The following is a 21,044-nucleotide window of genomic DNA, read 5'->3' as shown; positions in this document are numbered from 1 at the left end:
TCAAATAAGATGGTTTATAAAAATTGTACTTTTGAAAAAATAATCTTCAGCATAGGATTACATATACATGAAACAGATCATCATAATCGGAGGCGGGGCTGCAGGCTTTTTCTGCGCATCGAACCTTGACGAAAAGAAATACACAATTACGATTTTAGAACAGAACTCTGATGTCCTTCAGAAAGTAAAGATTTCCGGAGGCGGACGCTGCAATGTTACGCACGCATGCTTTGACCCAAAAGAGCTTGTTCAGTTTTACCCGCGTGGAAACAAGGAATTATTAAGTGTTTTTACCAAGTTCCAACCGGGAGACACCATGGAATGGTTTGATCAGCGTAATGTTCCGTTGAAAATAGAAAATGACAACAGAACTTTTCCTGAAAGCAATTCTTCACAGACCATCATCAATACTTTTTTGAATGAAACTCAAAAGAAAAATGTTACGGTAAAAACAAAATGCGCGGTAAAGGAGATTGAAAAACTGGATGAAAAGTACATAGTAAGAACTAATTCCGGAGACTTTGAAGCAGATTATATTGTGTATACAACCGGAAGTTCTCCCAAATCTTTAAAAATGATTGAAAATCTGGGTCATAAGATCATAGACCTTGTCCCTTCCCTTTTTACTTTTAATATTAAGGATGATTTGCTAAAAGATCTTCCGGGAACAAGTTTTGAAAACGCAGGTATTTCAATTCCTAAACTGAAGACAGAAGAAAGTGGTCCTTTACTGATTACCCATTGGGGACTTTCCGGGCCGGCTGTTTTGAAAATTTCTGCATGGGAAGCGATAAGCCTTGCCAAGGTTAAATACAATTTTGAAATTGAGGTTAACTTTATCTCAATGGAAGTGGATGAGGCAGAAGAAACCTTTCAAAACTTCAAACAAGGTAATCCTAAAAAAACCGTCGGACAATCCAAGATATTTGATATCACAAATAGATTCTGGCAGAAAATTCTGGAGATTTCAAAGGTTGACCTCAACAAGCAGGTTGCCAATATTTCAGGAAAGGAAATGCAGAAAATTTTAGAAAATCTTTGCGCGAAAAAGTTTCAGGTAACTGGAAAATCAACATTTAAGGATGAGTTTGTAACGGCAGGAGGTGTTGATTTAAAGGAAATTAACTTCAAAAATATGTCTTCAAAACTTCTTCCTAATTTTTATGTTGCCGGAGAGGTTCTGAATATAGATGCGGTAACCGGAGGTTTTAATTTTCAGGCATGCTGGAGTGAAGGATGGCTGATTGCTCAAGACCTCAATAACTTGTAAAAAACATTATTTTCACTAAAAACTATAACCATGAAAAAAATAGGTCTATTTATCTTACTATTAGGATCTCATTTTGTTTTCGCCCAAACAATACACACAGGATTGGCAAACAATAAATCTGTTGTCTCTACAGAGAATATCAATGTAGAAACTCCAGCAGAATTCCCCGGCGGTATGAATGCTTTCAGAAAATATATTTTCAATGAGATTAATATCGAAAAAATAAAAAGCTCCGGAGTATTTACATCAGTAACAAAATTTGTAGTGGGCACTGATGGAAATATTGAATCTGTCTCTGCTAAAGGCGATAATAAGGACATGAATCAGGAAATGGAACGTGTAATAAAATCCATAAAAATTAAATGGAAGCCCGCTCAGAGTAATGGCCGCCCTGTAAAATATTGGGTTACACTTCCAACAACTATAAACCTCTGATATGCTTTTGGCCAAAAGAAATATTTCAAAAATTCTCACAATCCTTTTAGTTTTGGGATTTGGGTATTTCTTTTGGCTGATGCTTACAATAACCCTCGAATATATTCCGTTGGATTCCAATGTTAGTTTTCTGATGATTAAACAGACAGAAGTTCAACATAGACCAGAATACCTTGGCTTCTTTTACACCCATGTTTATACAAGTATTTTTGTATTGCTTTCGGGCTTTTTCGCCATTATAAGGAAAGATTTTGGTTTAAAAAATCTTCACAGAAACATGGGAAAGATGTATATCTTCCTCGTCCTTATTTTTTCTGCTCCCTCCGGAATTTACATGGGATTCTTTGCTAATGGCGGAATCATTTCAAAGGTTTCATTCATTATTTTAGGGATATTATGGTGGTTTTCTACCTATAAGGCCTATCAATTGGCCAGACAAAAAAGATTTAAGGAGCATAAACAATGGATGTGGAGAAGCTTTGCGCTTACTTTATCTGCTATCACATTACGGATGTGGAAGGTTATTATTGTATATTTATTTCACCCCAATCCCATGGATGTCTACCAAATCATAGCATGGCTGGGCTGGATCCCGAACCTCCTTTTAATTGAATACTTAATTACAAAAAAACATATATGAAAATTTTAAATTACACTCTTATTTCCCTGCTTACCCTTTCATTGGCAGGCTGTAAAAAAGATGGGAAAACCAACGGATCAGGAAATGATTCCCTAACTGCAAAAAAAGATTCTGTTGTCATTCCGGAAGTTCATCAGGAATACTACGGAATCTACACAGGAGATTTTGAAGGGATGGAAAAAATGATTGATGAATCGGATGGTTCAGAATATGATGGAAGCGTCTACAAAAGAATCTCCTTGAAAATCAATAGAATTACAAAGGACAGTGTTTACGGACAAAGTATTGTGAATGGAAATCAACGTCCTATCAGAGGAATCTTTAATGAAGCATCAAAATCCTTTGTACTGGATGAACCCGGCAATGACAAAACAGATGGCAGATTTGAGGTAAAACTGAGCGGTGACAGCTTAACCGGAAAGTGGAATGCATTTAATAAGACGGCGGTAAAGGCTCCTTTGAAAACCCTTAAGCTTACCAAAAAAGAGTTTGTTTACAATCCTAATTTTATGCTGGATCCGGATTCAAATCTGGTAGACTGGACAAATCCCAAGGATTTTGTAGAGAAATATACAGACAGTGAGGGAAAGACTGAAAGTTACACTACCTCCAAAAACAGAGTGGCTTCTGATGCTGTATTCAAGCTGAATGCATCCAAGCAAAAGCTGAATGAAAAAGAGATTAAAAATCTAAGAAAATTGGATCTTGAGATCATCAAAAATTCTGTATTTGCAAGGCATGGTTATTCTTTTAAAAAGGAAACCTACAGAAACTTCTTTGAACAGACGGATTGGTATATTCCTGTTTCAGGAAATGTGGATAATGAACTTTCTCCCATGGAAAAGGAAAATGTAGCTTTACTGAACCGTTTTATCAAGTATGCAGAGGATAAATATGATAGTTTTGGGAGATAGATTGCAGAAATCAGGAATTAGCTGTTATGGTTTTTTTTCTGTCATCTTTACGAAAAGGTAGATTAACAGGCACCCTACAGCATAACACAGAATATCTATCCAGGAAAAAGAATTTCCAATGACAATATACATTAGGCTTCCCTGGCGGAAGCCTAATTTTTCTGCAATATTGAAGTATTGTGCAAACTCCACCATACAGGAAAAAATTAAAATTCCTCCAATAAGTTTTTGATTATTTACCCTGAAAAAACTTTTCACCATGGTATAAAGAAGAATAACGACAATGACATCACCAAGATAGGCCCGCACAAAGAAAATATCTTTCAGCTTGGTGGCAATTAAAACTTCTATAAGAAAAATGAAGATCGAGATCAGGAAGTATTTCAGGCTAAATTGTAATTTCATCATTATTGTTTTTGATCTTAAAAATTAAGGCATAAAAAATCGGCATTTAGAAAAACACCGATCATTATTTTAGCAAATATATTATTTCTTTACCTTTATTGTACACCCTATGGCAACAGTTTTTGTCATTTTTACTGGCTCTCCTTTTATCAAAGCATTTACCGCATCCTGAGCATAATATTCAGTTACATCATTGGGGTTATCGTAGTTATTGTCAATAGCTCCTATATATTTTACGATATTTTTTCCGTTTTCTTTTTGCAATACAAAAACATGAGGTGTTTTTGTGGCTCCATATTGAGGATAAATTTTTTGTCCTTCATCCACTAAATACGGAAAAGTAAACCCTTTCTGTTTCGCTCTGTCGATCATCTGTTTGTAACCGTCTTCGGGTTGTACATTTGGATCATTTGGATTGATGGCGATGACCGGATATCCCTGATCTTTATATTTTTTATCAAGCTCTACAATTCGATCTTCATACTTTTTTGCATAGGGGCAATGGTTGCATGTAAATACAACAATAAATCCTTTTGCAGTCTTAAAATCACTTAAGGAAACCATCTTTCCATCAATATTTTTAAGCTTAAAATCAGCGGCATCATCTCCTACTTCATAGCCTTTTACAGCAGCCACTTTTTCTTTTTGAGGCTTATTTTTATCATGATCTGTTGTTGTAAAGCTCAACAGGCCCAAACCAACGATAAATGCCGTCATTAAAATTTTCAGATTTTTCATAATATTATTTATTGTAAATTTTCACTAATTGTTTTATCTAGGTCTTCCTTGCTCATTTCTCCGTCATTGAAAAATACTTTTTCTCCATTCTTATAGAACAGGGTTACCGGAATATTTCCATCCCAATCCTTTTCAAACCTTGGAATCCAGGTGTTCATTCTTTTGATATCATCCAGCAGAAGAACCTCAGCCGTCAGGTTTTTATTTTTTATAAATTTTAAAACCCTATCCTTATCTACCAATCTGTCCAATGAAACCAGAATCATCTTAAACTTAGCATTGCTGGCAAATCTATTATTGACTTCCATAAAGTGTGGTAATTCTTTCACACATGGAGCACAGGTTGTTGCCCAGAAATTAACGACCAGAAATTTATCCTTTTCCTGTTGAATCCTTTTTTCAAGGTCTTCATATTTGATGACAGGAACCTCAGTCTGCTGCGCTTTATAAACCGTGCAGAACAAAAAGATGGCCAATATTCTTATTAAATTCTTCATACTCAAATTTACCAATTGCATTCTTTCTCTATGAGTATCAATCTGTTAAAATTTGTTAATAATGTTTAATTATTGTATAATTTTCATTCACCACCTATTGAATTATTCAAAATAAAATGTAAATTAGCTTACAACCAAACTAAAATTATCATGAAAAAATCAAACATTCTACAAAGAAAATTAACAAAACAAGAATTAAAGGAAATCAATGGAGGAAACAGAGTATTCTGCCTAAGAGGCTTCTGCATGGTTCCCGGATCAGACGAACTGGTACGAGGTCTTATAGGAGAAGACGGATACTGCTGTTAATCTAATTAAAATCAACCAAAACAAAAAATACCATGAAAAAATCAAACATTCAACAAAAGAAATTGACAAAAAAAGCTTTAAAAAACATTAGCGGAGGCGGCGGACCAGACATATGCATGGACGGGTTTTGCACGGAAAGAGGGTCTAATGAGGTACAACTCGGCCTTATGGACAGAAATGGCTATTGCTGCTAATACACAACAATTTATTAATATCTGACAATCAGAAAATTAAAACTACTATGAAAAAGTCAAACATTCCACAAAGAAAGCTTTCCAAAAAGGAATTAAAAGAAATAAGTGGAGGTCTTAGACCCGTCTGCCCTCGAGTAATAAGCTGTACAGATATGAAGACCGGAATAGAAAAATCAGGAGTTCCTGGTATTCAGGATGGGCCTTGTTGCTAAAAGACATCTGTAACCAAATTCAAAATCATATGAAAAAGTTAAGTAGTCAGAAACGCAAGCTTACCAAAAGCGAGCTGAAAGAAATTAATGGAGGTGCAGCCAACTGTGCAGAAGGTTTATGTAAACTTCGAGGAGTAGGCCATTTCCTTATTATAGGTCCTGTTGGAAAAAACGGATACTGTTGCTAGCTATTTTTCAAACGTATTCAAAGAAAAATGATTGGATTATTTTCCAATCATTTTTTTTATGGCATTCAGCTTCATTAAAGCCTCTATAGGTGTTAAGGTATTGATGTCGATCTTCGTCAGTTCCTCACGGATATTCTCCAGAACAGGATCATCCAGCTGGAAGAAAGAAAGCTGCATATTTTCTTCGGTTACCCTTTTAATACTTTCAGATGTCCCGTTATTTCCTTGTGTTCTGCTGGCTTCAAGGGTTTTAAGAATTTCGTTTGCTCTGTTCACCACTTTCGCAGGCATACCCGCAAGTTTTGCAACGTGAATACCGAAACTATGTTCGCTACCTCCAGGAACCAACTTTCTTAAGAATATAATATTCCCTTTGTTTTCCTGAATGGATACGTGAAAGTTCTTTACACGTTCAAAATTCACAGTCATTTCATTGAGCTCATGATAATGGGTAGCAAATAAGGTTTTCGCCTGTGTAGGATGCTGGTGAAGATATTCTGCAATAGCCCATGCAATGGAAACCCCGTCATAAGTGGACGTTCCACGGCCAATCTCATCCAGAAGAATAAGGCTTCGTTCAGAAATATTATTCAGAATGTTAGCCGCTTCGTTCATTTCCACCATGAATGTGGATTCACCTGCAGAAATATTATCCGTAGCCCCTACTCTTGTAAATATCTTATCCAATAATCCGATCTCTGCGTGTTTTGCAGGCACAAAACTACCAATCTGAGCCAAAAGGCATACAATAGCCGTCTGCCGCAGAATCGCCGACTTACCGGCCATGTTTGGTCCTGTAACCATGATGATCTGCTGAGAATCTTTATCTAAAAAGATATCATTCGGGATATATTTTTCACCCAATGGAAGAGCATTTTCAATGATCGGGTGTCTTGCTTCTTTTAGGTCAATAGCATATCCATCATTCAAAATAGGTTTTGTATAGCTCTCTGAAACAGCCAGTTCGGATAATCCGGCAGCTACATCCAATTGTGCTATGATATTGGAGTTCCCCTGAATTTGATCTATATAAACCATTGTTTCAGCACATACATCTCTGTACAGCTTACTTTCCAGAACACCAATTTTTTCTTCGGCGCCTAGAATCTGGCTTTCATATTCTTTTAATTCTTCTGTAATATATCGTTCAGCATTTACAAGGGTCTGCTTTCTTAACCAATCACTCGGAACTTTATCTTTGTGGGTATTTCGAACTTCAATATAATATCCAAAAACATTATTAAAATCTATTTTAAGACTTGAAATTCCTGTTCTTTCAATTTCTCTCTGACACATTTCATCCAGAAATCCACGGCCTTTGCTCTGAAGATTCCTTAATCTGTCCAGTTCTTCAGATACATCATTCTTGATAACGTTACCCTTGGCAATGTTTACCGGAAGTTCTTCATTAAGATGGTTTTGCAGGAATTTGATAAGCTCTTCAAGATCAAATAATGGTTCAAGCCAGGCCATCACATCTGCATGAGGATGCAATAAAGCCTTGATTTTATGTATATTAATTAAACTTTGGCGCAAATATCCCAATTCTTTTGGTGAAATTTTTTCTGCTGCTAGCTTTCCCATCAATCGGTCAAGATCAGAGATTGATCTTAACAGCTGTGCTATTTCATATTTAAGAGCATCCTTTTCGTTCAGAAAATCAATCAGTGAAAGCCTTCTCGCAATTTCATCCACAGATTTCAGAGGAAGAATAATTCTTCTTCTCAATAATCTTCCACCCATTGGAGTAGAAGTTTTATCAATGATGTCCAGAAGTGATTTCCCTTGTGGATTACTTGGGTAAACGATTTCCAGGTTTCTTAATGTAAAATTATCCATCATCAGGTAGTCTTCCTGAGGAATAACCTGAAGTTTGGTAATATGAGCAAGAAGATTATGATGGGTATCTTCCACGAGATATGCGAAAATAGCCCCTGCTGCAGTAATCGCCAACGGTAAATTTTCTATTCCAAATCCTTTTAAGGAATTGGTTTTGAAATGGTTTGTTAGTTTTTCGTAGGCAAAATTGTATTGAAAAGCCCAGTCTTCAAGCTTAAAGGCGTTTTTATTCTTGATCTGTTCAGGAATCTGTACACTTCTCTGGAAAATAATCTCACTTGGATCAAAGGTATTGACAATATGCAACAGCTTTTCGAGATTTCCCTCGCTCACCAGGAACTCTCCGGTAGAGACATCCACTAGTGCGATTCCGTATTTCTCTTTTTCTTTATGCAAAGAAAGCAGGAAGTTGTTCTTTTTAGAATTTAGGACCTGATCATTGAACGTCACTCCGGGAGTTACCAATTCCGTAACCCCTCTTTTCACAATCCCTTTCACCATTTTCGGATCTTCCAACTGGTCGCAGATCGCCACTCTCATGCCTGCTCTTACCAATTTTGGCAAATAAGAATCTACAGAATGATGTGGAAATCCGGCCAATTCGATATGTCCGTCTCCGTTTGCTCTTTTGGTAAGAACAATTCCTAAAATCTGAGACGTTCTCACGGCATCCTGCCCAAAAGTTTCATAAAAGTCCCCTACTCTGAAAAGTAATAGTGCATCAGGATATTTACCTTTGATGGTATTATACTGGGTCATTAGTGGGGTTTCTTTCTTCAATTTTGCCATAGTAAAAAATGAACCCCAAATTTAGAAAAATAAATTCAGGGTTACAGAATTGTTTGATGGTTTATCATTGAATACGCTTTTCCTTATCAGGAATTAATTGTATTTTCACCATAAAATCAAATCCATGGAATTTCCTGTTCTAGAAACTGAAAGACTTATTTTGCGACAGCTTACCCTGAATGACTCGGAGGATCTTTTTGAGTATTTTTCTCAGGATGAGGTTATGGAATATTATGATCTTGACACTTTCAAAACACTGGAGGATGCTCAGCACATCATCCAACATTTCAACAGTGAATTTAAAGAAAGAAAAGGCTTTAGATGGGCCCTGGAACTAAAGTCTGAAAAGAAAGTAATTGGCACCTGTGGCTACCACAACTGGTATCATGAGCATTTCAAAGCCGAAATTGGATATGAGCTTAATCCTTTATACTGGCAGCAGTCTTTTATGAAAGAAGCCATACTTCCTATTCTCACATTTGGTTTCGAAAGTATGAGGCTACACCGTGTGGATGCATTTATTGATCCGGCAAATATCTCCTCCGAAAAACTACTTTCTTCTCTCAACTTTCAGGAAGAAGGAACTATGCGGGATTACTTTTTTGAAAAAGGGAAATTTGTGGATGCTAAACTCTTTGGACTGATTAATAAATAAAACGTTATTTTTCAGATTTCAAATGCTGAGCTAATGCTTCAGAGCTTTTTTTATAAGCCCATTCCTGCTTGTATTTCACCCATTTAGCCTTAAAAAGCTTACGCATAAGCTTATCTGTATACCTCATGATAAAAACATGATACAACATATTGGCAAAAACAGCCGGCTTATTCGGAAGCGCTCTTAATGATAAAGAAAAACCAGGCTCCAGATATCTGTTGAAATGCCAGAATGCTCCCGGAATAAAAAGAGCATCCCCGTGCTCCATGAAAATTTCATATCCCTTTGCATATTTAAGTGCCGGAAATTTTTCATAATCAGGGTTTTCGTAATCCAAATCATATATGGTATGAACGGATAAGGGAACTTTATAAAGAAATGGTGACTGCTCCTGATCAAATAAAAGAATCCTCTTTTTACCCTCAAAGTGAATATGCATAAAATCCCCAAGATCAACATCATAATGCATCAGAACATGAGCCTCACTTCCGCCAAAGAATAAAGTAGGAAGCCTTTTGAAGAACTTCATACCCAGATCCGGATAGGTAAAGTTTTTCAGCAGCTCAGGAAGCCTGTCCGTAATAATGTAGAAAAAAATACGAAGATCTGAAGGCTTACTCTTTATCGTATCAATATAATCCTTCATTTTCATATTGGCTACCGGAGCATCAGTACTTTTGGCCGCATCTGCGGGCTTATTGTCGTATAAAGGAATATCCTGATCACCAGCTTTCTCTCGGATGTAAGCCAGATTCCATTTGTCAAAAGCCTCCCAGCGGCTAGCAAAATTCTTGATTAAAAGAGGCTTATGCTTCTTGAAATAATTCTTCTGAAAATCTTCTTTACTGATATCATTGACAACATCTACGTTTTCGAGGATCATGTATTTTGTATTTTAGGCGAAATAAAAATAGTGTTTTTTTGAAAACTGCGGAAACTTTAAGAGAGAAGAGAAAGGCCTCGTTTTTATAAATTCTTGTATGAGATAAAAATTTTACGTCACTCAGATTTTAAAATAATTTTAAGGCGTTCTATAAAGGAGAGCTCAGATGAAAAATTTATATTTGTGTTATTAAGCGAATTTATGAGAGTCTACAATACTAAACATTTCCTTAAGATCCTTTTCAGTTTACACAAAAGCGATACCCTAAAAATTCTTTTTCCAAGCATGATCCTTGTAGGATTATACTCTTGGGGAATTGAATATTTGGAAGTGGAATACCTTCACCTTACTTCAAAATCCGGGATCAGTAATGTGGGAATGATCCACTCTCTGCTGGGTTTTGTGCTTTCCCTTTTATTGGTTTTCCGAACTAATACCGCCTATGACAGATGGTGGGAGGGAAGAAAGCTTTGGGGGAAATTAGTTAATGATACCCGAAATTTTGCCATAAAAATCAATGCCATTCTTGGAGATAATCGTCAGGATGCAGAACAAATTGCAAGATATTTAAAGTATTTTCCCCATTTTTTAGCCAAGCATCTTTCTAAAGAATCAACCCGTTTGGCTCTGGACGAAGATTATTCTGAAATTGAGAAAACATTAAAGAACCATGGCCCAAGTGAAATCATCATTCTTTTGACCCACAAGCTGAACCAATTAAAGAAAGAAGGGAAAATTACTGAGGTTGAAATGCTGTATTTAGATAGTCAGCTTTCAGGTTTTCTGGATGTGTGCGGAGGTTGTGAGAGAATTAAGAACACCCCTATTCCCTATTCATATTCTTCATTTATTAAAAAGTTCATTATTCTGTATGTATTTGCATTGCCTATTGCTTACGTTATTACCATTGGCCTTTTCATGATACCGCTTACTGTTTTTGTGTATTATGTTCTGATGAGCCTGGAACTTATTGCTGAAGAAATTGAAGACCCGTTCAATAATGATGAAAATGATATTCCAATGGAAACGATCGCTCAGAATATTGAAAAAAATGTTCATCAGATTATGGGTAAAAAATAAGAAACAGGCTTCTAAAGATCTATTTCATTTAGTTTACCATCTTTTTTATATTTTTTCTCATGCATAAAGCCTCTCAAAAGAGGTTTGTAAATAGTAAGTATTTTACTATTTTTGAAATAAAAATATCCATGGCCTTGTTATCAAGAAATTGAATTAGCCAGTGGTAACAACAGCGACAACATAATCTACTGTTGTGAAAACGAAAGCATTGAAAAAAACAGAGGTCTATAAAGACGGAAAATTAATCTCAACAAAATAATACATTGGTACAGAAACTAAAATTGGAAGAACTTAACAGAATAGATGTTGAAACATTTAAGAAAGTTGAAAAAATTCCGTTGGTCATCATTTTAGACAATATCAGAAGTATGCACAATGTGGGTGCAGCTTTCAGAACGGCAGATGCCTTTTTAATTGAAAAAATAATCCTTTGTGGAATTACTCCACAACCACCTCATCGTGAAATTCACAAGGCTGCTCTGGGCGCAACAGAAAGTGTAGACTGGTCTCATGAAGAGGATACAAATAACGCCATCTCTGATCTGAAAAGCAAAGGTTATGAAGTGATAGGTATTGAGCAGACAACTAGCAGCCAAATGATCACAGATTTCACAATTGATAAATCGAAAAAATATGCCTTGGTCTTAGGAAATGAAGTAGAGGGAATCAGTGATGAAGTACTGTCTAATATTGATGTATTCTTAGAAATTCCGCAGCTTGGAACCAAACATTCTCTTAATGTAAGTGTATGTGCCGGAATTGTGATGTGGGAGTTTGCAAAGGCCCTAAAATAAAAAAACTGCATATGTCATTAGTAGACAGTGCAGTTTGAAATAAATCTAATAAAAAGTAAAAATGAAAGGCGACAAAGGTACTTTTTTTTTCTTTACAAACAAATTTTGACGTCATTTTTTTTGTTAGATCTTAAAAAAAGTCGTGTTTTCAGAAAAAGTTTCATTTAATTTTTTATAAATTAGCACAATGTTTATCAAGGACTATATCTCAAAAGATTTCCCATGTTTTAACCTGTCGGACTCCATCGAGTCGGCCAGAAATACATTGGAAGATTTCGGATATTCTCATGTATTCATCAAGAAATCTCATCACTTCTATGGAGCCCTTGCTAAGGACTTTTTATATGAAGAAGATGGAGGAACGTTGAAGGATCTTGAGCATCAGATTGAGCGGTTTGCCATTCTGGAAGATAATAACATCATGGATAGTATCCGCCTTTTCTATACATTCAATTCTAATGTGATCCCCGTGATCAACAAGAATGAAAAGTATCTGGGCTATATTACCTGTGAGGATATTTTCCAGGACCTTTCCCGTTATCCTTTATTTTCAGAATCAGGAGCTATTCTTACTGTGGAAGTTCCTGCCAGAAAATATTCAATGACGGAGATTGCCAATATTGTGGAGAGTAACAACTCGAAATTTTATGGCGGATTCATCAGCTTTATGTCTGAAGAAGTAATTCACGTGACCATAAAGATCAGCAATGAAAACCTGGCCTCGATAGACGCAACGTTTGACCGGTATGACTACAGAATTGTTGAAAAATATTATTCTGATGAGAAAACCGACCTTTTTAAGGACCGATTTGGTTTTTTCCAAAAATTCATAGAAATATAACATGAAGGCAGCTATATATTCTCAGAAAAAAGATCTTGATACTTTTTTATATTTAAGCAAGTTTATCTCTGAACTTGAAACCAGAGGTGTAAAATCTGTTCTGTATGATGAAATGGCTGAAGCTCTTCAATTTTCGAAAATCTTCGAGACTTTCAACAGCAAACAGGACCTTTTGGACAAGGAGGTGGATCTTTTCTTTACTTTCGGTGGAGATGGAACCATTGTAAATTCCTTAACATTTATTGAAGATCTTGAAATCCCCGTGGTCGGTGTAAATACCGGAAGATTAGGATTTCTTGCTTTTTTCACTAAAGAAGAAGCCTTTAAAGAACTGGACGCTATCCTAAAAGGAGATGTAAAAACAAGCCGCCGTTCTGTAATCGAAGTGGTTTCTCCAAATCTGGAAGGATTTTTCCCGTATGCATTAAATGATGTAACAGTTTCCCGAAAAGAAACAACCTCCATGATTACGGTAGACTCTTATATTAACAATGAGTTTTTAAATGTATTCTGGGGAGACGGGGTAATAATCTCAACACCAACCGGTTCTACTGCCTACTCTTTAAGCTGCGGAGGGCCTATCATTTCTCCTAATAATGAGAACTTCGTCATCACTCCTATTGCTCCTCACAATTTGAATGTGAGACCTTTAGTGGTAAATGATAAGGTAGAAATAAAATTCAGAGTTGAAAGCCGGGTACCACAATACTCTCTTTCCTTAGACTCTAGATTGATACACATTGAAACAGATAAGGAAATCATCATCAAAAAAGCCGATTTTCAGCTTCTTTTGGTGCAGCCTAACAATTTGAGTTTCTACGAAACCATCCGTCAGAAGCTACTTTGGGGACGAGACAAAAGAAATTAATGATTTCTTAAAAATGATTACCTTTACACGAAATTAAACACCTAATAAATTTATAATAAAAAGTAAAACATGAGCAGAATTTTTCCGGCAGGAGTTGCCACAGGTCAGTTAGTTACTGATATTTTTCAGTATGCTAAAGAAAACAAGTTTGCACTACCTGCAGTAAACGTAATTGGATCAAGCAACGTAAACGCTGTGATGGAAACTGCAGCGAAATTAAACTCTCCTGTAATTATCCAGTTTTCAAATGGTGGAGCTGCTTTCAATGCAGGGAAAGGATTAAGCAATGACGGACAAAAGTCTGCAATCTTAGGAGCTATCGCGGGTGCAAAACATATTCACACTCTTGCTGAAGCTTACGGAGCAACAGTAATTCTACACACAGACCACTGTGCAAAGAAATTACTTCCTTGGATAGATGGATTAATGGATGCTAACGAAGAATTCTTCAAGCAGACAGGAAAATCTCTTTACTCTTCTCACATGTTAGACCTTTCTGAAGAGCCTTTAGAGGAAAACATTGAGGTTTCAGCTAGATATTTCGAAAGAATGGCTAAACTTCAGATGACTCTTGAAGTAGAAATCGGGGTAACTGGTGGTGAAGAAGATGGTGTTGACAACTCAGACGTTGATAACTCTAAATTATATACTCAACCTGAAGATGTAGCTTATACTTATGAAAAATTAAGAGCTATTTCTGACAACTTTACAATTGCTGCTGCATTCGGTAACGTACACGGAGTTTACAAACCTGGAAATGTAGTTCTTACTCCAAAAATCCTTGACAATTCTCAGAAATATGTTCAGGAGAAATTCGGAACTGCTGCTAAGCCGGTAAACTTTGTATTCCACGGAGGTTCAGGATCTACTTTAGAAGAGATCAGAGAAGCAATTGACTACGGAGTAATCAAAATGAATATCGATACTGACCTTCAGTTTGCATACACAGAAGGAGTGAGAGATTATATGGTAAACAATATTGATTATTTAAGAGCTCAAATCGGAAACCCTGACGGAGAAGAAAAACCTAATAAGAAATTCTATGACCCAAGAGTTTGGGTAAGAAAAGGTGAAGATACATTCTCTACAAGATTGGTGAAAGCGTTTGAAGATTTAAATAATATAGATACTTTAAAATAAAATTTGTAAAAGTAAAATGTATAAAGCACAAAGTAATTGATAATGCTTTGTTTTTTATACATTTTACATTATACACGGTACATTAATACAATACAAAATGGCATTCGACTGGTTTAAAAGAAAAGCAAAAAACATTACCACCTCTACTGATGAAAAAAAGGACGTTCCTAAAGGCCTATGGCATCAGACTCCATCTGGAAAAGTTGTGGAACACGATGAACTAAAGAGAAATAACTATGTTTCTCCTGAAGACGGATTTCATGTGAGAATAGGAAGTGCGGAATTTTTTGATATCCTTTTTGACGGCGGTAAATTTACTGAACTGGATGCCCATGTTGAAAGTATTGATATCTTAAACTTTAAGGATACAAAGGCTTATAAAGACCGTTTAAAAGAAGTAAAAGCAAAGACAAAACTTACAGACTCTATCAGAAATGCTGTAGGAACTGTAAAAGGAACTGAAATGGTAGTTTCTTGTATGGATTTTGCTTTTATCGGAGGTTCTTTAGGCTCTGTAATGGGAGAAAAGATCAGAAGAGCGATTGATTATTGTATCAAACACAGACTTCCTTACATGATCATTTGCCAGTCCGGAGGAGCAAGAATGCAGGAAGCAACTTATTCCCTAATGCAGTTAGCTAAAGTACAGGCTAAACTTGCTCAGCTTTCAGAAGCGGGACTTTTGTATATCGCTTACCTTTGTGACCCTACTTTCGGTGGAATCACTGCTTCTTTCGCTATGACGGCTGATATCATTATGGCTGAACCAAAAGCCTTAATCGGCTTTGCAGGACCAAGAGTAATCCGTGAAACTATCGGTAGAGATTTACCGGAAGGATTCCAGACATCTGAATTCCTACAGGAAAAAGGATTTGTAGACTTCATCGTAAAAAGAACTGAAATTCAGGATGTTGTTGCGAAAACAGTTAATTTATTAGCGGTAAAAGCATAATTTCTGTAACAAAAACAATACAATCTCTCTCTAATTGGGGAGAGATTTTTATTTATGAGGACTTTTAAGATATTTTTCAATACCATCCGAAGTATGAGCTTTAAAAAGATAATCCGTCTTTTATCGCTTATTCTTCCACATCCTCTTTTCGCAATTCTCAGCTTTCATGCTACTGTAAAAGCATTCACAATAGCACAAAAAAAATTTCCTGCAACGGCGTCCAATAATGGGATAGGAAACGCTTTCAGACATGCGCTTTGGTGCTGTTTTATTATTATGTATTGCAGCAAGGTTTCATCCCCTAAAAAAGCATTGGATTTCTGTAAGAAAATAACAGATATGCATGAAGAGCTATTCCCCAACCAACCTTTAGAAACCAAAATGGACCTTCATAACAATAAAGTGGGAATGGATTACTTTATGGAGCTTCTGCCAGGAATTCACCGTCAGTTTTTTGAAAAAAGTTTCTTTATAGAAGGATTAATCAAAAAAATGGATGATGCCAAAGTCTTGAAAAATCTGGATGATGATTTCGAGGGATATCTCGTTTATCTGGAAGAGTAAATACATTTATTTTAACCACAAACCCTATTCAAAAACACTTTAGAACTCTAAAAGAAGTTCAATACTACGCTTCATAAAAAGCACTCATTGGATGAAAATTAAAGATTTTCAAAAGCTTACGTGTTTTATTCTTTCGCGCCTTTTGCAGTTTAAAGTATTTTTGATAAGTTTAAACAATTAAATCAATCGAATGGTTCTCAGCAGAATTTGGTCGGCTTTTATTATTATCGCCATTGCCATTGCCAGTATAAAATACATTTCGTCAAGCCATTACAAAACCATTTTCAATGATATGGTGGTAGGAAAAGGCGGTGATACGGTGAAGATTGCATCACAACCCATGACTACCCTCTCTCCCATTGTAAAGGACAGCCTGATGAAAAAGAATGATTTTGCAGACAGCAGAATTCATTATAAAACAGATTCACTAAAGCAGAATGTAAATGTTTACCGTGTTCAGGAAGCAGATGGTGTTATCGGAACTTCGGAAACAGCTGTAAAAATCTGTATTGGACTGATCGGAATCATGACGCTCTTCATGGGTTTCATGAGTATTGCTGAAAAAGCGGGAGGAATTAATCTTTTAAGCAGGTTTATTCAACCTTTTTTCTCCAAATTATTTCCGGATATTCCTAAAAACCACCCGGCATTCGGGCATATGCTGATGAACTTCAGCGCCAATCTTCTTGGACTGGATAATGCGGCAACACCATTTGGATTAAAAGCAATGGAAAGCCTCCAGACTCTCAACCCTAACAAAGATACAGCCAGTAATTCACAGATCATGTTTCTTTGTCTCCATGCTGGTGGAATGACTTTGATTCCCGTATCTATTATTGCAATCAGGGCTTCTATGGGTTCCAAAACCCCTACTGATATTTTCCTGCCATGTATGATCGCTACTTTCGCGGCAACTTTAGCAGCTATGATTATTGTTTCATTATACCAAAAGATCAATCTTCTCCGTCCTGTGGTTATTGCCTATGTAGGTGGAATCTCAGCAATTATTGCATTATTGGTGGTGTATTTAGTACAATTGAGCAAGGATGAACTTGATGATTTCAGCAAAATATTAAGTAACGGTCTTATTCTTTTTATTTTCCTTGCTATCATACTTGGGGCCGTTTATAAGAAGATCAACGTTTTTGATGCCTTTATTGAGGGTGCTAAAGAGGGTTTCACTACCTGCGTAAAGATTATTCCTTATTTAGTTGGAATGCTGATCGCTATTTCACTTTTAAGAACTTCCGGTGTTTTTGATGTTATCATTGATGGAATGAAATGGGTTGCCAATGTAGCTCACTTGGATCCAAGATTTGTAGACGGACTTCCAACAGCCTTAATCAAACCTTTATCCGGTTCCGGAGCAAGAGGAATGATGGTTGATACAATGGCAACATTCGGAGCAGATAGTTTCCAAGGGAAATTAGCAGCGGTACTTCAGGGAAGCTCAGATACTACATTTTATGTGATTGCAGTATACTTTGGGGCCGTAGCCATAAAGAATACCAGATACACGGTAATCGCCATGCTTTTGGCTGATTTAGTAGGTGTTATTACTGCAATTGCGTTGGCTTATTTATTTTTTGCTTAATAAAGTTACCCATTGAGCAGATTCTATTAATTTTAAACATTAAACTCAAAACATTAAATCCATTATGATTACAGATAAAGAATTCACCCTAAGGCTTATCCGCCAATTGACTCAAGCATTAGAAAAACTGATCCTGGATAAACCTGAAGAAAGCTTAATGCAGAAAGAACTGGATTTTGATACTCTGATGAGAGATATTTTCAAGATAAGTTTCACAGAGATTTCCTCCAAGACTAAGGAAGAACTGATTGAAATGGTCAACGAAAGACAGGAAAGAGATCATAAAGACTATTATGAAATGTTAGGGAACCTATTCTACTTTAAGAGCAGAGAAGATCAAAATAAAGACTTCCAGGATAAAGCAAAAACATTCTATGAGCAATATCTTCAAACCAGTGGAATCTTTGCTCTTCCCATTATCAATAGAATTAACGAATTAAAAAAAGCACTTGAATAAAGTGCTTTTGTATTTTTAGAATGTAATCTTATAAGATCCGGTGGAAGATGTATTGGCTTTTTCTGCTTTTACATACTTCTTAACCCAAGATACAGATGTAGATGACACACAGGGATCTGAAACTCCCCCTAATCTTCTTGCTGAAACCACATTTCCCGCTTTATCTACAGTATATGCAATGGTAATAGATCCGCTTGCTGTACAGCTGTGAGAAGGCTGTGCTCCTCCTCGTCCCATCGTCCCCGGAATATATCCAACAAGTTTTCTGTCAATCCCCACTTTGCTGTCTCCATTTCCGTCGCCACCCAGGGGATCTCCTGCATTACCAATTCCATCTCCAGTACCTTGACTTCCTGCTTTTGTTCCTCTTCCTTTAATTAGATTTCCAATAGCTGCATTCCCTTTTCCATCACCATTTCCTGTTTTAGAATTGGCTGTGGTTGCTCCTGCTTTTTTTGTATTTTTAGAAGCGGCTGTACTAGTAGCCTCTTTTTTTTCTGTCTTTTTGGATTCCTCCTTTTTAGGAACTGTATTTTTTGAATTATTCCCAGTGATTACCTTTTCTTTAGCTTCAATTTTCTTTGGCTCAGGTACAGGAATTGGTTCCGGTTTTACCACTGTCTTTGTTTCAGTAACGGGAGTTTCTATAGGCTCTGGTGTCACTTCTTCTGTAGCAGCTGCTAAACTTCCTGGTTGCTCCGCAGGCTCTTCAATTCCATTTCCATTCCTGTTGTCTCCGAAGTTCACCAACATTGTAGTAATAACTTCAGGATCCTTATCAAGCTCAGGTTTTAACTTATATAAAAAAACAAAAAGCAAAATGCCACACCAAATAAGAATAGAGAGTATTGCACTCTTTATCCGGTCTCGGTTCTCCTCGCTTTTGTTTGCTGTATAGCTTCTCATCTAAAAATGATTCTTACTATTTATTATTTATCCTTAACTGTTGCAATCGCAATGTTAAATTTATGTTTTTCAGCGATTTCCATAGCAAAAACCACATCTTTATGCATGGTATTTTCGTCTGCTCTGATCGTGAAAGACTTATTGGTCTGATTGGTTAACTTATCAACGATAATCTGTTCCAATTCTCCTTTATTCACCGGATTATCATCTACAAAATATGATCCATCAGGTTTAATACTTACCGTCAAAGGATTTGGAATATTGTCATCAACGGCACCGGCTTTCGGAAGATTCACATCTATTGCACTCTGATTGGCCGCAGATGACGTAATCATAAAGAAGATCAGCATCAACAGGATAACATCTGTCATCGCAGCTAAACTGAACTCCGGGTTCGCTTTATTTCTTCTCTGAATTTTCATCTGTTTATTCTAATATTTTTAATGGTCAGATGGAATCGCTTAATTAATGATTCTCTAAAAAGAGCTATTCTCAGAGCGATTTCATAAGAAAGATTTATAAAGGTTTGTTGATAAGGTCTAAAAATTCACCTGACATATTCTGAGCCTTTAATACAAATTTATCAATTTTTGTTAAAAGAATATTATAACAGAAATTTGCAGGAATTGCCACCGCAAGACCCACCGCCGTTTGTCCTAACGCAGTATAAATACCCTCCGAAAGTGTTTTTGGCGAGAAAGATCCTGTTGCATGAGATAAATTAAAGAAAGCAATAATCATCCCGATTACAGTTCCTAAAAGTCCTAACATCGGAGCAATACTTGGAACTACAGCCAAAAGGTTCAGGTTTTTTTCCATATTGGCAACTTCTACCTGAGCTTGGGATTCCATAGCACTTACAATATCAGAAACAGGACGCCCTAATCTTGAGATTCCCTTTTCAAGGATTCTACCCTCTGGAGAATTCTGTGTTTTACAATAATCTGCCGCTGCTTCTATCTTTCCTTCTTTGATAAAATCTTCAATATTATTCATGAAATTAGAATCTGTTTTTGAAGTTAATCTCTTGATAAAGAAGAATCTTTCAAAAAACAGATATAAAGAGAATACTCCAAGCACCAATACGGTTCCCATCACTATTTTAGCGAAAGCTCCTCCATGGAACATGATTTTCCAAAATGAAAATTCTAAATTGTCTGTGGCAACAGCAGGTGTAGCAATCTGTGCAAATAAAATCTGAGAAAGTTCCGTTAACAGCATTAAATGTGAATTTTATTAAAGTTTCAACGACAAATGTAGTGGAATATTATGAATTGATATCTTAAAAATTGCTTAAAAACAACTTAAAGTTTGTTAGAATTGGTAAATAGCAAATTTCTTTCCAAAAGAGATTTTGAAAAGAAATTTGATTTTATAAAAAGATTAGAGATTGCTCTTAGTCTTCGTCTAGCACAATGTCATCCTGCCTGAATTCGCATTTTAACCTAAAAGGAATCGGCGTATCTGATCCGGTATAAAAATCATCAATGGTCCCTTTCCAGATTACCTGGAGTTCCCCCTCCTCGTTCTTCTCAAAAAGAAGCTCATTATCATAGATATAAGCATCTTCATCATCGAACAAGTCTACTTCCGTATAGGTTTCGTCGTCAGAGTCATTGATTTTGATAGTTTTTCCTTCTATCTCCCCAGAGTCGATAGGAAAATCGAAAACCTCAAGTGAAAGCTGAGGAAAATTGTATTGTAATGAATCATCATCTACATGATCCAACCCGTCATCCGTTATAATTTCAACCTCTAAAAAATGTTGTTGGTTGCTGTAAACTGCTTTACAATAAGTATTTCTGATATTGTACTTTAGCGTTTCCTCCGGATGGTAAATTTTTAAAATCCCTTTCATTATTTCTTAAAAAAAGAACTGT

The 21,044-nt window shown here is 36.2% G+C and carries 26 protein-coding genes; 17 read left to right on the top strand and 9 right to left on the bottom strand.

The features are described from left to right. The first annotated feature begins 67 nt into the window (after nt 1–67). Genes C1638_RS11275 through C1638_RS11260 form a run of 4 tightly spaced genes read left to right on the top strand, consistent with a single transcriptional unit; the run spans nt 68 to nt 3,259 of the window. On the top strand, nt 68–1,270 hold the full coding sequence (locus C1638_RS11275) for a BaiN/RdsA family NAD(P)/FAD-dependent oxidoreductase (RefSeq protein ID WP_109621010.1): 1,203 nt from the start codon (nt 68–70) through the stop codon (nt 1,268–1,270). Between the two features lie 30 nt (nt 1,271–1,300). Beyond that, a complete protein-coding gene (locus C1638_RS11270; RefSeq protein ID WP_109621008.1) occupies nt 1,301–1,705 on the top strand; it encodes an energy transducer TonB in 405 nt (134 codons plus the stop codon). A 1-nt stretch (nt 1,706) separates the two neighbouring features. After that, the gene (locus tag C1638_RS11265) at nt 1,707–2,345 is read left to right on the top strand and encodes a DUF2306 domain-containing protein (RefSeq protein WP_109621006.1); all 639 of its coding nucleotides are present in this window, start codon (nt 1,707–1,709) and stop codon (nt 2,343–2,345) included. Continuing rightward, nucleotides 2,342–3,259 carry a YARHG domain-containing protein gene (locus tag C1638_RS11260; protein ID WP_109621003.1) on the top strand — a complete coding sequence of 306 codons (918 nt, stop codon included), beginning with the start codon at nt 2,342–2,344 and terminating at the stop codon, nt 3,257–3,259. The genes C1638_RS11265 and C1638_RS11260 overlap by 4 nt, the downstream gene beginning before the upstream one ends. A gap of 24 nt (nt 3,260–3,283) precedes the next feature. On the opposite strand, the gene C1638_RS11255 is transcribed toward C1638_RS11260, so the two are convergent. From C1638_RS11255 to C1638_RS11245, 3 genes are all read right to left on the bottom strand, one after another. Then, nucleotides 3,284–3,664: a ribosomal maturation YjgA family protein gene (locus tag C1638_RS11255; RefSeq protein WP_185140427.1), complete on the bottom strand. Its 381-nt coding sequence runs from the start codon at nt 3,662–3,664 to the stop codon at nt 3,284–3,286. 81 nt (nt 3,665–3,745) lie between these two features. After that, nucleotides 3,746–4,402 carry a thioredoxin family protein gene (locus C1638_RS11250; protein ID WP_109620998.1) on the bottom strand — a complete coding sequence of 219 codons (657 nt, stop codon included), beginning with the start codon at nt 4,400–4,402 and terminating at the stop codon, nt 3,746–3,748. Between the two features lie 8 nt (nt 4,403–4,410). Beyond that, nucleotides 4,411–4,899: a TlpA family protein disulfide reductase gene (locus C1638_RS11245; protein WP_109621743.1), complete on the bottom strand. Its 489-nt coding sequence runs from the start codon at nt 4,897–4,899 to the stop codon at nt 4,411–4,413. A 150-nt stretch (nt 4,900–5,049) separates the two neighbouring features. On the opposite strand from C1638_RS11245, the gene C1638_RS22345 reads away from it, so the two are divergent. From C1638_RS22345 to C1638_RS22340, 3 genes are all read left to right on the top strand, one after another. Further along, nucleotides 5,050–5,208, top strand: a complete 159-nt coding sequence (locus C1638_RS22345) for a hypothetical protein (RefSeq protein WP_165826528.1) — start codon at nt 5,050–5,052, stop codon at nt 5,206–5,208. A 241-nt stretch (nt 5,209–5,449) separates the two neighbouring features. Then, complete coding sequence (locus tag C1638_RS11230) at nt 5,450–5,614, top strand: bacteriocin (RefSeq protein WP_109620992.1); 165 nt, start codon at nt 5,450–5,452, stop codon at nt 5,612–5,614. 29 nt (nt 5,615–5,643) lie between these two features. Continuing rightward, nucleotides 5,644–5,802 (top strand): hypothetical protein, encoded by a 159-nt coding sequence (locus C1638_RS22340; RefSeq protein WP_164463070.1) that lies wholly within the window; start codon nt 5,644–5,646, stop codon nt 5,800–5,802. A gap of 36 nt (nt 5,803–5,838) precedes the next feature. On the opposite strand, the gene mutS is transcribed toward C1638_RS22340, so the two are convergent. Next, nucleotides 5,839–8,430 carry a DNA mismatch repair protein MutS gene (mutS, locus tag C1638_RS11225; RefSeq protein ID WP_109620990.1) on the bottom strand — a complete coding sequence of 864 codons (2,592 nt, stop codon included), beginning with the start codon at nt 8,428–8,430 and terminating at the stop codon, nt 5,839–5,841. A gap of 124 nt (nt 8,431–8,554) precedes the next feature. Between mutS and C1638_RS11220 the strand changes: the two genes are divergently transcribed. Beyond that, on the top strand, nt 8,555–9,085 hold the full coding sequence (locus tag C1638_RS11220) for a GNAT family N-acetyltransferase (protein ID WP_109620988.1): 531 nt from the start codon (nt 8,555–8,557) through the stop codon (nt 9,083–9,085). A 4-nt stretch (nt 9,086–9,089) separates the two neighbouring features. Here C1638_RS11220 and C1638_RS11215 read toward each other — a convergent pair whose 3' ends face one another. Continuing rightward, on the bottom strand, nt 9,090–9,968 hold the full coding sequence (locus C1638_RS11215; protein ID WP_109620987.1) for a cupin-like domain-containing protein: 879 nt from the start codon (nt 9,966–9,968) through the stop codon (nt 9,090–9,092). A 183-nt stretch (nt 9,969–10,151) separates the two neighbouring features. Here C1638_RS11215 and C1638_RS11210 point away from each other — a divergent pair, with 183 nt between their 5' ends. The 9 genes from C1638_RS11210 (at nt 10,152) to C1638_RS11170 (ending at nt 18,258) form a co-directional block, all read left to right on the top strand. Next, nucleotides 10,152–11,048, top strand: a complete 897-nt coding sequence (locus C1638_RS11210) for a bestrophin family protein (protein WP_228428127.1) — start codon at nt 10,152–10,154, stop codon at nt 11,046–11,048. A gap of 263 nt (nt 11,049–11,311) precedes the next feature. Next, on the top strand, nt 11,312–11,842 hold the full coding sequence (locus C1638_RS11205; RefSeq protein WP_109620983.1) for an RNA methyltransferase: 531 nt from the start codon (nt 11,312–11,314) through the stop codon (nt 11,840–11,842). Nucleotides 11,843–12,029: 187 nt separating this feature from the next. Further along, entirely contained in the window at nt 12,030–12,683 is a 654-nt protein-coding gene (locus tag C1638_RS11200) for a CBS domain-containing protein (protein WP_109620981.1), read from the top strand. Between the two features lies 1 nt (nt 12,684). Then, nucleotides 12,685–13,551, top strand: a complete 867-nt coding sequence (locus C1638_RS11195; protein WP_109620980.1) for an NAD kinase — start codon at nt 12,685–12,687, stop codon at nt 13,549–13,551. A gap of 69 nt (nt 13,552–13,620) precedes the next feature. After that, nucleotides 13,621–14,691, top strand: coding sequence for a class II fructose-bisphosphate aldolase (fbaA, locus tag C1638_RS11190; protein ID WP_109620979.1), 1,071 nt, complete (start codon nt 13,621–13,623; stop codon nt 14,689–14,691). 97 nt (nt 14,692–14,788) lie between these two features. Then, nucleotides 14,789–15,643, top strand: coding sequence for an acetyl-CoA carboxylase, carboxyltransferase subunit beta (gene accD / locus C1638_RS11185; protein ID WP_109620977.1), 855 nt, complete (start codon nt 14,789–14,791; stop codon nt 15,641–15,643). Nucleotides 15,644–15,697: 54 nt separating this feature from the next. Beyond that, nucleotides 15,698–16,207: a DUF6973 domain-containing protein gene (locus C1638_RS11180; protein ID WP_109620975.1), complete on the top strand. Its 510-nt coding sequence runs from the start codon at nt 15,698–15,700 to the stop codon at nt 16,205–16,207. Nucleotides 16,208–16,397: 190 nt separating this feature from the next. Further along, the gene (locus tag C1638_RS11175; RefSeq protein ID WP_109620972.1) at nt 16,398–17,801 is read left to right on the top strand and encodes a nucleoside recognition domain-containing protein; all 1,404 of its coding nucleotides are present in this window, start codon (nt 16,398–16,400) and stop codon (nt 17,799–17,801) included. A 64-nt stretch (nt 17,802–17,865) separates the two neighbouring features. Continuing rightward, the gene (locus C1638_RS11170) at nt 17,866–18,258 is read left to right on the top strand and encodes a hypothetical protein (protein WP_109620970.1); all 393 of its coding nucleotides are present in this window, start codon (nt 17,866–17,868) and stop codon (nt 18,256–18,258) included. Nucleotides 18,259–18,273: 15 nt separating this feature from the next. Here C1638_RS11170 and C1638_RS11165 read toward each other — a convergent pair whose 3' ends face one another. The 4 genes from C1638_RS11165 to C1638_RS11150 form a co-directional block, all read right to left on the bottom strand. After that, nucleotides 18,274–19,164 (bottom strand): ferric siderophore ABC transporter substrate-binding protein, encoded by an 891-nt coding sequence (locus C1638_RS11165; protein ID WP_109620969.1) that lies wholly within the window; start codon nt 19,162–19,164, stop codon nt 18,274–18,276. 23 nt (nt 19,165–19,187) lie between these two features. Next, nucleotides 19,188–19,586: an ExbD/TolR family protein gene (locus tag C1638_RS11160; protein WP_109620967.1), complete on the bottom strand. Its 399-nt coding sequence runs from the start codon at nt 19,584–19,586 to the stop codon at nt 19,188–19,190. Nucleotides 19,587–19,680: 94 nt separating this feature from the next. Next, nucleotides 19,681–20,385 carry a MotA/TolQ/ExbB proton channel family protein gene (locus tag C1638_RS11155; protein WP_076352931.1) on the bottom strand — a complete coding sequence of 235 codons (705 nt, stop codon included), beginning with the start codon at nt 20,383–20,385 and terminating at the stop codon, nt 19,681–19,683. 175 nt (nt 20,386–20,560) lie between these two features. Next, nucleotides 20,561–21,022, bottom strand: coding sequence for a hypothetical protein (locus C1638_RS11150; protein ID WP_109620965.1), 462 nt, complete (start codon nt 21,020–21,022; stop codon nt 20,561–20,563). Nucleotides 21,023–21,044: the final 22 nt, after the last annotated feature.

Source organism: Chryseobacterium oncorhynchi (assembly GCF_002899895.1).
Classification (GTDB): domain Bacteria; phylum Bacteroidota; class Bacteroidia; order Flavobacteriales; family Weeksellaceae; genus Chryseobacterium; species Chryseobacterium oncorhynchi.
Note: the sequence above shows the minus strand (reverse complement) of the source record. Positions and strands in the feature narration are given on the sequence as shown.

Coding starts and splice junctions, on each gene's coding strand:
- C1638_RS11230 (WP_109620992.1), top strand. CDS start 5,450: ATGAAAAAGTCAAACATTCCACAAAGAAAGCTTTCCAAAAAGGAATTA.
- C1638_RS11165 (WP_109620969.1), bottom strand. CDS start 19,164: ATGAGAAGCTATACAGCAAACAAAAGCGAGGAGAACCGAGACCGGATA.
- C1638_RS11265 (WP_109621006.1), top strand. CDS start 1,707: ATGCTTTTGGCCAAAAGAAATATTTCAAAAATTCTCACAATCCTTTTA.
- C1638_RS11220 (WP_109620988.1), top strand. CDS start 8,555: ATGGAATTTCCTGTTCTAGAAACTGAAAGACTTATTTTGCGACAGCTT.
- mutS (WP_109620990.1), bottom strand. CDS start 8,430: ATGGCAAAATTGAAGAAAGAAACCCCACTAATGACCCAGTATAATACC.
- C1638_RS11255 (WP_185140427.1), bottom strand. CDS start 3,664: ATGAAATTACAATTTAGCCTGAAATACTTCCTGATCTCGATCTTCATT.
- C1638_RS11180 (WP_109620975.1), top strand. CDS start 15,698: ATGAGGACTTTTAAGATATTTTTCAATACCATCCGAAGTATGAGCTTT.
- C1638_RS11250 (WP_109620998.1), bottom strand. CDS start 4,402: ATGAAAAATCTGAAAATTTTAATGACGGCATTTATCGTTGGTTTGGGC.
- C1638_RS11200 (WP_109620981.1), top strand. CDS start 12,030: ATGTTTATCAAGGACTATATCTCAAAAGATTTCCCATGTTTTAACCTG.
- C1638_RS11170 (WP_109620970.1), top strand. CDS start 17,866: ATGATTACAGATAAAGAATTCACCCTAAGGCTTATCCGCCAATTGACT.
- C1638_RS11275 (WP_109621010.1), top strand. CDS start 68: ATGAAACAGATCATCATAATCGGAGGCGGGGCTGCAGGCTTTTTCTGC.
- C1638_RS22340 (WP_164463070.1), top strand. CDS start 5,644: ATGAAAAAGTTAAGTAGTCAGAAACGCAAGCTTACCAAAAGCGAGCTG.
- C1638_RS11215 (WP_109620987.1), bottom strand. CDS start 9,968: ATGATCCTCGAAAACGTAGATGTTGTCAATGATATCAGTAAAGAAGAT.
- C1638_RS11155 (WP_076352931.1), bottom strand. CDS start 20,385: ATGCTGTTAACGGAACTTTCTCAGATTTTATTTGCACAGATTGCTACA.
- C1638_RS11260 (WP_109621003.1), top strand. CDS start 2,342: ATGAAAATTTTAAATTACACTCTTATTTCCCTGCTTACCCTTTCATTG.
- C1638_RS11160 (WP_109620967.1), bottom strand. CDS start 19,586: ATGAAAATTCAGAGAAGAAATAAAGCGAACCCGGAGTTCAGTTTAGCT.
- C1638_RS11245 (WP_109621743.1), bottom strand. CDS start 4,899: ATGAAGAATTTAATAAGAATATTGGCCATCTTTTTGTTCTGCACGGTT.
- C1638_RS11270 (WP_109621008.1), top strand. CDS start 1,301: ATGAAAAAAATAGGTCTATTTATCTTACTATTAGGATCTCATTTTGTT.
- C1638_RS11150 (WP_109620965.1), bottom strand. CDS start 21,022: ATGAAAGGGATTTTAAAAATTTACCATCCGGAGGAAACGCTAAAGTAC.
- fbaA (WP_109620979.1), top strand. CDS start 13,621: ATGAGCAGAATTTTTCCGGCAGGAGTTGCCACAGGTCAGTTAGTTACT.
- C1638_RS11175 (WP_109620972.1), top strand. CDS start 16,398: ATGGTTCTCAGCAGAATTTGGTCGGCTTTTATTATTATCGCCATTGCC.
- C1638_RS22345 (WP_165826528.1), top strand. CDS start 5,050: ATGAAAAAATCAAACATTCTACAAAGAAAATTAACAAAACAAGAATTA.
- accD (WP_109620977.1), top strand. CDS start 14,789: ATGGCATTCGACTGGTTTAAAAGAAAAGCAAAAAACATTACCACCTCT.
- C1638_RS11195 (WP_109620980.1), top strand. CDS start 12,685: ATGAAGGCAGCTATATATTCTCAGAAAAAAGATCTTGATACTTTTTTA.